At 39.8% G+C, this 14,629-nt stretch carries 4 protein-coding genes; all 4 read left to right on the top strand.

Going from position 1 to position 14,629, the window contains the following annotated elements:
- The first annotated feature begins 102 nt into the window (after window positions 1-102).
- The 4 genes from ABIL39_07000 to ABIL39_06985 are packed head-to-tail and all read left to right on the top strand — an operon-like array spanning window position 103 to window position 14,434.
- Window positions 103-9,558 (top strand): FlgD immunoglobulin-like domain containing protein, encoded by a 9,456-nt coding sequence (locus ABIL39_07000; GenBank protein ID MEO0165866.1) that lies wholly within the window; start codon window positions 103-105, stop codon window positions 9,556-9,558.
- Between the two features lie 16 nt (window positions 9,559-9,574).
- On the top strand, window positions 9,575-11,038 hold the full coding sequence (locus ABIL39_06995) for an exo-alpha-sialidase (GenBank protein ID MEO0165865.1): 1,464 nt from the start codon (window positions 9,575-9,577) through the stop codon (window positions 11,036-11,038).
- Window positions 11,035-12,006 carry a hypothetical protein gene (locus ABIL39_06990; GenBank protein ID MEO0165864.1) on the top strand — a complete coding sequence of 324 codons (972 nt, stop codon included), beginning with the start codon at window positions 11,035-11,037 and terminating at the stop codon, window positions 12,004-12,006. Before ABIL39_06995 ends, ABIL39_06990 begins: the two co-directional genes overlap by 4 nt.
- Before the next feature lie 37 nt (window positions 12,007-12,043).
- Entirely contained in the window at window positions 12,044-14,434 is a 2,391-nt protein-coding gene (locus ABIL39_06985) for a hypothetical protein (GenBank protein ID MEO0165863.1), read from the top strand.
- Window positions 14,435-14,629: the final 195 nt, after the last annotated feature.

Genomic DNA, 14,629 nt, shown 5'->3' with positions numbered 1-14,629 from the left:
GCGATTGGTGCGGCAATAATCCTGGCTGGTGACTGGGTATTAGGTGGCACAGTAATTGCCTCAGGGCTTACCCTTGAGTGGTGGAATCATAATTCAGATTTAGTGATTCAAACGAATAGTCAGGATATCGCGGCCAAGGCCTGTCCAAATTATCAACGGGAGATGATTGAAGACAATTGCCTTGCCCATGCCGATGCGCTAAAGAAGTGGGAATATATCCGTGATTTTCTTGAGCCGCCGGTAAGTGTTTCCATTGACAGTGCGATTGTGTTTAAGGGTGGCGCAAGGACTGCCTATGTCTTGCCCAATATTAATGATACAATCAAATCGCCTGGGGATTCAATATTCTTGAAAGGTAGAACCAATGTCTATTTTCTTGCCAATGCTGAGGCAAAGGTCAGTTTAAATGGCTCTGGTTATTTGACAATGCAATGGCCAAGCGCCTTGGGTCGTGAAGGTCAGGGATTCTTCTATAAAATACCCCAAGAATATCTCTTTGTCCCGGAAAATTATATTGAAGTCAAAATCAAAAGTGTTGATTCAGATAATCAGACCAATACAGGATTAGCAACGACAAGATTATATTACAATCCCTGGGCAGTCTTTATTACGATTATAACTCCACCTATAGATACAATATATCGGTTTCCTGAATTTGTCCCGATAAAAGTTGCTTTCAGTGCACCTGCACCAAAAGAAAGTTTATCACTATATTACCAGGTTCCTGATGATACTACTTTTTATCAGGTGCCAAATGACTCGTTCACTTACATACCTGGGATTCTTACTGACACGCTCAGGCTTGATTTTATTGACGGACGCTACTTAATAAAAGTAGCGATTAAAGATGGTGATAAGAGTTACCAAACAGTCTGGCCATTCTTTGTTGATAATACGCCTCCCGAGATTGTAATTACTTCCCCACATCTTGAAGGCAGTGAATTGATGGTCTATTCACCAAATGCCGATACAATAATGCCGGTTATCTTTATCGCTACTGATAACTTACAATGGTATTTTCCAAATCCACCGGATAGAAGGGCAACGGTTGAAATTTTGGATTCTCTAAATAATATGCTCTATTCCAAAGATGCCGAAAATGTCTGGTTTGGTCAGGGTTCAAGAGTTTGGATAAGACTTGATTCAATAAACTTTGTTTATGACGGCAAATACTATGCAAGAGTTTCAATCTCTGATAGAGCAGGCAATGATACTACGGCGATTGACAGTTTTTTGATTGATACCACACCGCCCGAAATAACCGTTCTCCAGCCACTTTCACCCAACCCATTTACCTTTGATGACCCGTGTATGACCTTCATCTTTACTACAAATGAATGGACTGAGATTTCTTTAAAATATACAAACCTTAATGATACAACCAAAGTTTATGAACGAAGCCTTATATTTCCATATTGGGATATTGATACAAATGGAGTTCGGGATACGCTTTATATTGTAGAGTCAGAAAACTGGTATGGTTGTTATTTGCCAGATGGTCATTATAAGGCAAAAGCCTGGGCGAAGGATAAGGCAGGAAATACCACTGAAATCACTGAATTTTGTCCGGAGACACTGAAGGTGGATAAGACAAGACCAATTATCAAAGATTGCTATTGTCAGCCTTTTGTTGTAAAAACAGACAGTGCCTGGACAACCCTCTATTTCAAACAAAACGAAGATGATGATGTGCCAGAAAACAAAAAGGGATTAACCGCAAGGATTTATCTTGATACCATCTTTATCGGCACAACCCCAGAAAGCAATTATGATTCAACCTTTGATGTTGGTTTCCTTGCCCGCGGTCAACATACCTTCAGGATTGAATCTTATGATTGGGCTGGGAATAAAAGTATTCATTCTGCACAATTTGTCAAAGGCTCGCTGGGCAGTGAGATTACCTATCCAGCAGAAGGTGATTCTAATCTCACAGGAATTATTGTAATTAAAGGCTGGGCTTCGGACCCGAACTTGGAGAATAGCGAGCCGTTTGGGAAGTATGAGTTGTGGTATAAAAGAAAGCCAGAAGTACCGAGAGGTTTCTACTCATCCCCTTCCAGAAGGGGCGAGGGTGGCACAGGCTGGCAAGCAATAGGAATTTGGGTGCCAGAAGGTTATAGGGAGCCGGGTGGACCGCAAAATCGGTCAATAAAAGAGGTAATTACAAATTCTACAATTGGGTATTGGGATTTAAGGAATTTGCGTGAAGGCGAATACATATTGAGACTAACCACATACGAAAAGGGAACAGAGAGTTTGAGTGTGGTTTATCGGAATGTTAAAGTGAAGGGTGGAGTGGGTATTGAAATATCGGTTGATACAGTTATTCCATCAGTTAAAGGTGGAAATGGTTTATTCCCGTTTGAACCGCTAAATGGAGAGACACTTTTTGTTGATTACGAGATTTCTAAAAGTTGTGGCAATGTAAATTTGGAAATATTCAATCCCAATAATAAAAAGGTGTTTAGTGATTATGGATATAATATAGTGCCATATAAAGGCGCACCTGAGATTCTTAATGTAGAGGGATATTACTTCTACGAGGGTGAAAAAGAGGGAATAGGGGTGAACGAGGGTAAAGATGGGAATGACAAAGGAAACGAATACGAATTACGAGATACGAATACGATTTTCTGGTGTAAGTGGTTTGATTTGGATACGACTGATTATACTTCCTGGAGTGGAATAATAGAGGGAATTGATGGAAGTTATATAGAAATAATTGATTCAATTGGTTCGATCTATTTTAATGTCTTTGGCAACAAATTGGAATTTACTGGAATTAGTAACCAAACACTAAATGGCTTTTCATTTAAGACCGATAATAAAGAGATGCGCTTGACATTCAAGAAAAACGGAATGTTGGCTGATAATAGAGAAATCTTTTTTGGCAAGTCAAAGGCAAAAGCCTATGATAATCCAATAATAATCAAAGAAAAAAAGCCATTTAGATGGGACGGAATTACTGAATGGGGAAGTTATGCAGGAAGTGGGTTATATCGGGTAAAAATTTCAGCTGAAGGCTGGGATAATCAAGGCTATGCAGAAAAAGTGAAAAATATTCAGATTATAACACCTTTTGAGATTGATAGCCTCTGGGTCATTCCAACTGAATTCTATCCGAGTTATGATACAATCTTGAATTATGTCACCCTTTATTACAGGTTAATTCAGGATGGTTATGTGAAGATAGAGGTCATAAAAGATAACGAACCGATTATTCAACTCTGTGATGGAAAGTATATCAAAGGAAACTGGACGGGCCAGGTCTCCTGGGATGGAAGACACGGCTCAAATATTGCTGAGCCAGATACCTATTATTTTAGACTCACCGCAGTAAACTCGGATTCCACTGATTCTGTAATCGGGATGAGTCCACCATTTTATGCTCTGAACAGTGTCCCTGTTGGTTCCTTAATTTTCTCAATTCCTCAAAGATATTTTAGAGGTATTGTCGGTGATTCGGTCTATGATGGACTGGGTGAGTTTTCATTCAGTGCAACTGCCAATGGTGAGATATATCCACCTCAGGAATTCAGTTATAAATTGGATGCCGAGGCATATAAGTTTAGGAATGTTGATTGGAAAGTTAGGGCGTTTGACATACAGCCTTTATCAGGAACCAATAGGTGGAAAATCGGTATACATGATTGTCCGCAAATTGAATTGCCACCAAGTGGATACCACACTTATACGCAATATACCGGGCAGTGGCAAGTGTATTCTTATATCACACACGGTCTCGTAGAATTTGATTCTTCTTGGCTTAGGCCAGGTGAGCATGCCATGTTAAAAACATCTTATACTCAAGGCAGCGGATTTCGTCGCGGTGTTTATAATCAAGACCGGCAATATTGGTGTGCGTGGATTACAGGATATCAGCCAGATACTGCTTATCTTCCTGATACGACATCGCTTTACCGCTCGTATTCTGGTTATCACCCTGTAAAAATAGATAGTGCTATCGGAAATTTATATGAATCTGCTTGGTTAAATGATCCTGAGGTTGATGCAAATTATGATTTCAGCGGTGATACTTGTTGGCCATTTGCAAATATTGATTTTATAACTTGTAATGGCTGGGCTGAAGGTAGGCAAATGGCGTATTGGCCTGAATGTCAGGGGCAATCAATAACAATAAATAAATATGGCGTCGAGCTACGATTTGGCGAAGCCAACAATATATTTACAACAAATATATACTTGACAATAGATACATCCTCTAACGAGTCAAAATGGGCAAAAACTGCAAACAATTCAGATACCTGTTTTTATCTTGCTGACAGCAATAAGTATGGCGTTGCTGATACCTTGGTTTTAGACCTTCTACAACCATCTGATACTGTTGACCAGAGGCAATGGCTCAAGATGGAGGCAACGAAAACCACAGGACACAGTTGTGTAAAAGTTGATACATTACACCGAGAAGGGCTTTTGGTTGTTCGGGGCAGTGTAGATATGAATTTGTGGAATCCAACCTGGCAGAGCCTTTTTGACGAAAATCTTGTAAATGGCATAATTAAAGCAGATTCGCCGTTGGTCTTTACTGATGAATTTGATATTGATGGACTGAGGAATGAAAAGTGTGAATATTCTTTCTTTTACCCTAAATCAGGCCGACAAACTGGTGATAGTTTAACTTTCTGGTATTTTGGCGCAAACTCTAACCCCTGGCTTAAGGTTGACGACTGGCAGACTGTGATTATCTATCCTGATGGTGATACAAATTCGGATTTGAGTCTTGGCAATTATTATACCGGTGGTTTTGGTCAAAATGTCCACGATTGGTTTAAACCAAAATTAAATAAAATTCACGGTATAGAACAGCCAAAGAAGTGGATTGAGATTGATGGCATCTGCAATACCTATTATAAGATGCTCTACTGGGATGGAGAAAAGATTGGTTATATCACAAAAATGATGATGCCACCAAAAGAAACTTTTGGTCCGCTTTGTTTCTGGGATGTTTCAATGGTCTATGGAAATGTAAATCTGATTTTACAGCACTTCAGTGATTCTTTGGATACCTATCCTGATTCAATAAAGATTGCCAGGGTAAAAATAGGTCAACCTGCTGGACCAAATTTTGTGGCACAAACCGTTCATTCACCATACTGGCGGGCGCAATTAAATTTTTCATCAAGTTCTTTCAATCAAGATACTATTGCAGCAATTATGCCGGTCTCAATAAGAAACTGTGGTCTTGGCGGAAATGTCCCTTATTTGGGAGAAAATGTAAAACCGGTTGTTTGGCTCAGACCAAAGGGGGCAAAATTTCCAGATCCTTTACAAAGACCAACCCTTACCTATCGCTTCAATAACTTTGAGCTTGACACATTTGATATTGATACAACCCATCTTACATTCTATGCCGTCAGTGATGAAGGCGATTTGATAGAATTTCCATCCAGCCATTCTTACGATGGCAATACCTTTTTAATAATCCTTGCTCCTAACTTCTTCCCCGGAGATACAACCCATTCAATCTTTGCTGTTCTTGATACTACAGTCACGGTGCGCGGAAGACCAAAGATAGAAAATGCAATTGTTGAGGCCGGGAGAAGGGTAAGGCTCATCGGCAAGGCAAACCCGAATCAATATCTCTTTGCGATTGCTACTGACCCTTTGGATGATATATATGACATTGCAGAGCTCTTAAGGAGTGGGAGAGGTTCAGGAGGACAGGAGAGGGCAATCAAAGGCAATGCATGGCAATTTGTGAAACCACCTGCCAATCTCGGAGAAAAGGGCGATACGATTGATAGTATTTCGTTCTATTCAGATTCGCTCGGAAATTATAGCGTTGAGTTAGAGATTCTTACGGGCAAGAATAAGATTTTTGTTTTTGATGGAAAGGTAAAGGATTTCATGAAAACACAGAGTACACAGATGGCCAAAGATAAAAAAGAATCACAGATTAACACAGATGATACTTTGAAAAAGAATTGTGCGGTCGCATATAGAGTTATTGAACTTGATACAATTCCTCATCTTGAGATTGCGGGTGAGCGTTATCCAGTGATTGAACATATCTTTGAGCGTGAGAAAATCCGGGTTGTGGTAAATAAATCGGCACAGGTTTATTACTCAAGATATGACCTTGAAGGCGAACTTGATGAACGCGCGGTCTTTTCGGTTACGCCTTATGAAACACTATCAATCTGGTGGGATGGGAAAGATAGATATGGTAATTATGCAGGTAATGGCGAGTGGTGGTATAAGGTATATGCAAAGGATGAATTTGGCAGGGTAAGCAATGAGGAGCAGGGTTATTTCCTGGTTGCCCAAGGTGTGCCGATTGAGATTGTCTCACCTACAAATAATTCAAAGAATGCTGGAATAGTGAATTTAAGGGCGGAGATCCTCAATGGTGGGGATTATCCAGTCTCCTGGAAGTTTTATAATCAATTCTGGGGTGATATTGGAATACAGCCGCATCCTGGAGTGGATTTTCAATGGGATACCCGCCAGGTTTATGATGGAAGGGATGTGCTTATAACTGCAACAAGCGTTGACCCCTTGGGCAATCTTGGGAGTGATACAATCTCAATTATGATTGATAACACACCACCAGAAATTATTCTAACAAAAGGGCAACCATCTTATGAAAAATATATCAGATGGCAGACACAACTAACACTTACAGCAATTGATACATTAGCTGGTCTTTTATCCGCGCGCTACAAAATTGATACCGGAAACTGGAATGATTTCTACAATTCAGTTCAGTTTAATTTGAATGGCTATGACCAGGGTTCTCATAATTTAAATATTGAAACAAAGGATAGTCTTCAAAATTTAAGGGAGAAAACCTTTGACCTATTCATTGATGAACAGGCACCCTTGCTGGGATTTAAAGTTGGCCTGCCTTCTAACTATTACAACGGTATCTGGTATGTTTCTTCTCAAACACCGATAAACTTATGGGGCAGGGATTCGGTTTATCAAAACGATGGCTCGGGTATTGGTTTAGTGAAATTCTCAATTGATGATGGACCCTGGCAGACTGAGAATGATTCATTGGCAACGATATTTTTGATTGGAGATGGTTGGCATAAGGTTTCATACCAAACAGTTGATAGGGTAGCAAATGCCTCGCCGATAAAACTTGATTCATTCTATGTAGATAACTATCCACCAATAACTGAAATTCATATCGATGAACCTAAATACGGTGATGAGCCGACTTATATTACTTCTAATACCTTAATCTGGTTTACTGCCACAGACTCCGGGGTTGGCGTCTGGTATACAGAGTATTCAATCGGTGATACTATGACGTTCACCGTTTACCGTGAACCGTTTACCGTTGTTGGTCTTCCTGATGGCGAGTATAAAATCTACTATCGAAGCGTAGATTATGCGGGTAACATAGAAGAGACAAAAGAGGAACTTATTTACCTTGATAATACTCCACCAGAAATAACAATTGAAATTGGCGAGCCGAAATACGGTGAAGAGCCAGTATATTTAAGAAGGTTTACGCAGATTAAAATAACTGTGCATGACGAGGGCTGTGGTGTTGATTCGGCAAGGTATAAGATTGAGCCCGGGGATTGGAACTATTTTGCCAATTCTGTACAGTTTGACTTACAGAATTACGAAGAAGGACTACACAACTTCTTTACTTATGCAATAGACCATCTGGGGAATAATCAAACAATTATAAAAATTCTGGCAATTGATGAGACGCCACCGAATACCGATTTGACAATTGGGGAGCCGAACCATCCTTTGCCCGGTGATTCAGTGCTTATTACCTCACAAACGCCGCTGGACCTGCTGGCTTATGATGTTTGGTCAAATGGGGTAGCTTCTGGCGTGGAGAATCTGGCATACCGATTTACTTATTTAGGGCAATTTAGGACAATTGAGGGCAATTTAGGGCAAGATAATGCAGACCAATCCCGGCTACTCCAGAATAATAAATGGAGTAGCGAAACTCGTTTCGCACAAAATGACTGGGTGATTATCCCTGATAGTATAGCGAGTCTGAGGTGCGAGGGACCCGATGGCTGGTATCGGTTTGATTATTATGCTCAGGACCATGTTGAAAATAGAGAAGAAATCAATAGCAATAATCTGGTTTTAGATAATACACCACCTGAAGGAATGATAATCTCACCATTAGATTCAACGCTTGCAAATAGAACAATAAAGATTATCGGCACCGCGAATGACCTACACTTTGCCCTATATCAGGTCTATTACGGGATTGGCTGGGACCCACAAAACTGGACATTGATAAAGGAATCAAATACTCCAGTAATAAATGGCTTGCTTACAGAATGGAATACTGATTTGCTCAACGATGGTAGATACACAATCAGGTTAGTGGTGCGTGACTTGGTTAATAACCAGACCGAAGATAGGGTTTTAATAATTGTTGGTGAGCCAGAATATTCCTTTGAGATTACCGGTTTTAATAAGTGTGAAGGTGTGGCAGTAGACGAGGCGGGTTACATCTATGTTGCAGATAGAAACTCAAATCCAATCCCTGAGCATAATAGAATTGCGAAATTCGACCCCTACGGGAATCTGATATTAAATATCTTTGATGTGCGTAAACCAAATGGTGTTGATATAGATGCTTATGGCAATATCTATGCCTCAGAATGGGCTGGTGATTGTATTACAAAATTCTCACCCACAGGTGAATCATTGATGACTGTCACGGGTTTTAATAAACCAAATGGTGTTGCGGTGGATAGGTTATCTCAAATCTATATTGCGGACCAGAATAATAATCGGGTTGTGCGGACAGATAGAGAAGGGAACTTTAATCTAATAATTACTGGACTTGGACATCCTGAGGGTGTGGATTTCTGCTCTGCAGAAATCCCGCAGAATACCGGGGATAGACGAGGAATAAGGATATATACAACCGATACCGAGGCAGGAAAGATCAAGGTTTTCGATGAATTTGGTAATCTTATGCTAGAGTTCGGTGAAGGGCTGAACCAACCAGCTGATGTTGAAGTAGATTCTCGTGGCTATATCTGGGTTGTGGATAGAAATAATAATCGGATTTTGTGTTATGACTTCTTCGGCAATAGATTATTGGATTTTGGCACAATTGGTTCAGGACCCGGTGAGTTTAATAAGCCTGAGGGTGTTGCGGTCAGTGAAATTTCAGGTGGTGTAGTAAAAGAGGTCTTTGTAGCAGATAGAAACAATGACCGGGTATGCAAGTTTATTATTCCTTATTTGATTGAACCTGAAATAAGTCTTACGAGTCGTTCACCGGCCTCACCTGCCCTTGAGATTACTGAGGCCATTGCCTACCCATCGCCCTTTGACCCGAATAAGGGTGTGTGCAGGATAAGGGTTACACTCACGGCTGAAGCCGATGTAAAATTGACAATCTATACCCTTTCGGGTAAGGTCGTCTACAGAGACGAAATCTTTTCTGGTTCAGGCATCATTGAATTTGTCTGGGATGGCAGAAATGAGATTGGGGAGATGGTTAATAATGGTGTCTATGGATTCTTGGTGCAGGCAAAGAGTGGAAGCGAATCTAAGGAAAAAGAAGGGAAGTTTTTTGTTATAAAAGAATAAGAAATAGAGGATTAAAATGTTAAAAGAGGATGGCTTCATAATATTCATAATTTTACCGTATATTCTTTATGGTCAATGGGGGCAAGACACGAGGCTCACCTTTAACCCGGATAGCTCAATCCTTACTTCCGAAAATTCATATTGCCTAAGTGGTCAAAGGGATACTATTCATATAATCTGGTGGGACAGAAGAGATGGAAACTGGGAAATATATTATAAGAGGTCAACAGACCAGGGTATGACTTGGGAGTCTGATATAAGATTAACCAGTACCTTTGGTAAATCCCAAAATGCATCAATTGCTTCGTTAGGTAATTATGTTCATATTGTTTGGGAAGAAGAATCAACGGCTACTATTCATTACATAAGATCTACAAATTTTGGATCCTCCTGGCTTCCAGAAACAATTCTTTCTCTGCCCGGATACCATGCATATGCACCATCCCTTGCAATTTATGGCGACCTGGTTCATGTAATATGGAGAGATTATGTAAATAGACACCTATATTATAGCCGTTCCACAGATAAAGGCAATACTTGGGAACCTGTAATTGAACCAGTTGCAAGTCCTATTTCCTCGGAAGCCTGTATAAGTGCCTCAGAATCCAGTATCAACATTGTGTGGCATGATTTCCCATTTGGAACATGGATATGGCATATTTATTACTTAAGGTCAACAAATAATGGTGTTACTTGGGATACCGTGCGAATTATTCATGAGGGTGGATATCAAAGACCTATCCGAAAACCAAGGCTGTGGGCAAAAGGTGATACTATTCATCTAATATGGGATGAAGGGGATTGGATTTACTATATGCGGTCTATTGATAATGGAAATACCTGGGGTTCTCTTCAGATGTTGAGTGATTTTGGTGTTGACTCTCGCTCTCCTTACATTTTGGCTTACGATAGTTTAGTTTTTGCAGTGTGGCATGGTTATTTTGATGACACTTGTGGTATATTCTATAGATGGTCAAAAAATGCTGGTCTATCCTGGCAACCTGAAACCACTTTGACAAAAAGCACTGGTTATACTATATGTCCTTATATTTCTTCTTCATTGAACAAGTTACACCTTATTTGGCAGGATGACCGCGATGGCAATCCGGAGATATATTACAAGCATTGTCAATTAATGGAGGCAATTAGTGAAAGGATAAAATCTAATGTGGATAATCGCCTTCAGGATAGGATTATTAACATATATCCAATACCCGGGGGTACTGAAATCTGGGTTAGTTATAAGGTTGAAAATCGCGATAAAAAGATAGAAATTGAAGTCTATGACCTTAATGGCAAAAAAATAAAATCTCTTGTTGATGAAGTTAAGAAACCCGGGAATTATATTGCAATCTGGCAAGGAAAAGACGAGAGAAATTCGGCTGTCTCCTCTGGTCTTTATTTCTGTATCTTAAGGACCGATGGGAAATTTAGATGTAGTAAAAAGATTTTATTTTTACATCAGAAAGGAGTACAATGAAGTATTTCTTTGTTTCTTTTTCAGTTTTTGTATCTTCCCTTCTTGCCCAGGAGGCCGGTTGTGAACTCTCTTTTTTGGATATTGGCGCCGGGGCAAGGGCAAGGGCATTGGGTAACGCCTTTGTTGGAATTGCCGATGATGCCAATGCGGTATTCTGGAATCCGAGTGGTATCGTTAGTCTGGAGGGACCAATGATAACTGGCATGCATAGCAGTTTATTCTTCGGGACAAAGTTTGACTATCTGGCGGTGGCTGCGCCACTTACGCGGATTTATACGGATAATGATACGGATGGATACAGATACGGCATCGGAATTGCGTATATAAGGGCATCAACTGGTGATATACCGTTAACTGAACAGGGCTCAGATACTATCCCAGGCACAAATTATCCCGAGATTGTTTATAATGGAACAGCAGAATTTACAAGCAATACTGGAATTATCTCTTTCGGCACACAAGTTTTCAACCGGCTCAATCTGGCATTGATATCAAGACTGAACCACATTAAATTAGCAAAATTCACTGGCTCAGGCATCAACTTTGGGATTGCCACACTTTTGGCAATCACGCGGATTGGGGCGGATAATGACATGGATACACGTGGAAACACCTTTAAAATCGGCATAACATTGCAAGATTTATTGCCCTTGAAATTGAAATGGTCTAATGACTTTGAAGAAAAGGTTTTACCTGCCGCAAATTTGGGTTGTTCTTTTGAATTTAGAAAGAAGATTCTTTTATCCGGGGTTCTGAAACAGACCCTTGCCAGTGGTCATCATCCTGGTTATGGTTTGGGCCTTGAATGGAAGCCCGTGGTGGTTTTGCCAATACGATTTGGGATTGAAGACAAGAATTTCTCAACTGGCGCTGGATTTTTGAGCCGGCGGGTTTCGCTGGATTATACTATTTACATTCATAGGGAATTGCCGCTTTCACAATACCTGAGTATCGGATTGCGATTATAAAGGCGATTAAAAATGGGGTAGCAAAAATAATTAGCCGATGGTCTTTTTGACGCTATTATTTTTCACTCAGCAGTCCCAGGATTCTTTAACTGATTCGCTTAATATCAAGGGCCACGATGGCTTTATTTATCAGGCAAAATTTCTCCATTATGGAACCGCACCGATTGGTTTCTATCCCTATTCATTTCGTAGTAATTTTTTGAACTTCCAGATTGATGGCGAGCTGAGAAATGGTATGAAAGTAGAGGGCGAATTTTTTGAAAGCGATAATCCAAATACCCAGGCCAGGGGTCTTATAAAGGCAACTACCGAGACCTATGGATTTGCAGTAGGAGATATTAGCCTACCAGAAAATTTTTTGCAAAAATCGGTTATTGGTTTATATAGCCAAGGCAAATACGAAAATTTTAGTGGCGCAGGATTTTACTCGGCGCCAAAGGGTGAAATAAAATTTCAAGTATTCAATGGCAATCTAACCCAGGGACCATTTTATTTATCCTATACGCCGGTTGTATATAATTCGGAAATAGTGTGGATTAGAAGGGGCGAGGTGAGAAGCCAACAGATAAAGGGTCAGGACTATGAAATTGATTATCGGAGTGGAACAATCACATTTCTCAAGAGAATTATTGAAAGAGAAGAGATAATAGAGGTTATCTATGAGACAAACCGGATTGACTTTACCAAGCCATTTTATGGTGGTAGATTTGGTGCTGAATATAAGGGATTAGAAGGAGGGTTAAGTCAACAGGTGTATGATTCCCTAAAGATTACTGGGGCTGATTTTGGGGTAAACTATGGCGGAGCGAATTTGAGGGGTGATTACAAAAAGATGGGCGATGCAAACTCAAGGCGGGTTAGTAGTGAATTTTCAAGAGGATTTTTCTGGCTAAATTGCAGTTATGAAAATAATGATTTGGCATTTGCTGGGCTTGAAAGAAGGATTTTTCAGCAGGAATTTGTTGAGGCAAACAGCGGCATCAAACTTGGTGTGCTTGATATTTCTGGAGGGGGGATGATTAGACAAGGAGATCCGGAGAAAGATAGCCTCGGTGAAGCGGCGACTGGAGGAAAAGGAAAGAAACAAAATTCTTACAGATATTACTTTAATGGTGAATTTGCAAAGGACAGTAAAAAGATTGATTATTTGTATGAACATTCAAAGACGATGGAGTTTGGTTTTGAGAATAGCCATACTATTAAGGGTGAATATGACCAAATATATCTTCTCTACAACAAAAGAATAAACAATCTTTATGTAGGTGATAGAGCCGGAATTGGTATCAGGCGATTCGAGATCAAAAAGATAACTTTTTGCGGTAGATTAGAGCAGGAGTGGCATAACAAAAAGTGGTTCAAAACCAATTATGAAGCATCAAGTGGTTTGAATTTCAAAAAAATCCGGGGGGATGTCTCGTATTATCGTTATTTGACGATAAATGATGGGTCAGATATTTTAAGTTCTTTTATGACCCTTAAACCTTTTGAACAAGTAAGACTCGATGGTCAATATAGAATTGAAACAAAAAACACAATCTTGAACCAAAAGACAACAAATCACAATGGAAGGGCGGGAATTCAGGTAAATCCGGTGAAGACCGTAACACTTGCAACCTCAACCAGTATAAGAAGAAATTATCTTGCACTATTTAAGCAACTTGACTATGTTCAGTATAATCACAGTTTTGAATTTCAAAAAGAAAGGTTTAGTTTTCTCTCAAATTTGATTAATTCCCGGACCCGGGCCTATAATATCAGAAATCTCCAGCAGAAGACCGCTGATGAAAAGGGTAAGATTATTGGGATTTCCTCAAGATTCAAGATCAGTGAAAAAATTTCAGTTAACCCGCAATTCAAAAGAGAAGAGAATATCGGTTTAGGATTTTTTATTCCCGGTGCAGATAGTACGGATACGATGAGCATCCAAAGAAGAGAGATAAAGACCGATCGGGCAATCAATTCAGTTATCAACTTAAGGGAAGATACCGACTTCAACCTTTCGGCGTTTTATAATTCTTATTACAACTTTTTAGGCGACACTTCTTTATACAATTACAGAACCATTGGTCTTGATACAAAATTGAGCGAAAGAGTAAGTGATTTTTTCACGATTTTGGGACTATTTGGTCTTTCAAGAAGGGATGGGGCTGACCCACTTCTATCCAGGACCGATACCAATCTAATTTTTTATACCATCTCACCGGGTCTCGGTGCCAAGCTGACCTTAAAAAATCTTGCTGCAATTGAAGGTGAATACAGAATCAATCAATCGGTTGGTGAAACAAAAATGAGACTTGATGAGTTTAAGTTCAATGCAAAAGGTATTAGCAAAAATCTCACTGGCGGTGTCGGGTTTGTTTTACGCCAGGGTCATAATCCTGATTATGGCATTAGCGAAATCAATTGCAATTTAACTTTAAATTTATAAATTCTTTACTCAAATGCGCTTATCTTCACCTTAACTCTTTTAAATTTTGCCTCAACTGTTTCATTTGTTGGTACTGTTATGACCACAACAAAACCTGCTTTTAGTTCTTTTAGAATATTCCTGATAAAATCTGATTTCCGGCGCTCGCTTCCAGGAAACGAATCAAAAATAATGAAATTTCCAAAATTTTCCGTC

This window comes from candidate division WOR-3 bacterium, assembly GCA_039802205.1.
In the GTDB taxonomy this organism is placed as follows: Bacteria; Hydrothermota; Tepidihabitantia; order SM23-42; family JAOAFX01; genus JAOAFX01.
The sequence above is the reverse complement of the archived record's forward strand: the minus strand, read 5'-3'. Positions and strand labels throughout refer to the sequence as shown.

Bases quoted from the DNA above. Each gene is read 5' to 3' on its own strand.
- ABIL39_06995 (MEO0165865.1), top strand. From the start codon at position 9,575: ATGTTAAAAGAGGATGGCTTCATAATATTCATAATTTTACCGTATATT.
- ABIL39_06985 (MEO0165863.1), top strand. From the start codon at position 12,044: ATGGTCTTTTTGACGCTATTATTTTTCACTCAGCAGTCCCAGGATTCT.
- ABIL39_06990 (MEO0165864.1), top strand. From the start codon at position 11,035: ATGAAGTATTTCTTTGTTTCTTTTTCAGTTTTTGTATCTTCCCTTCTT.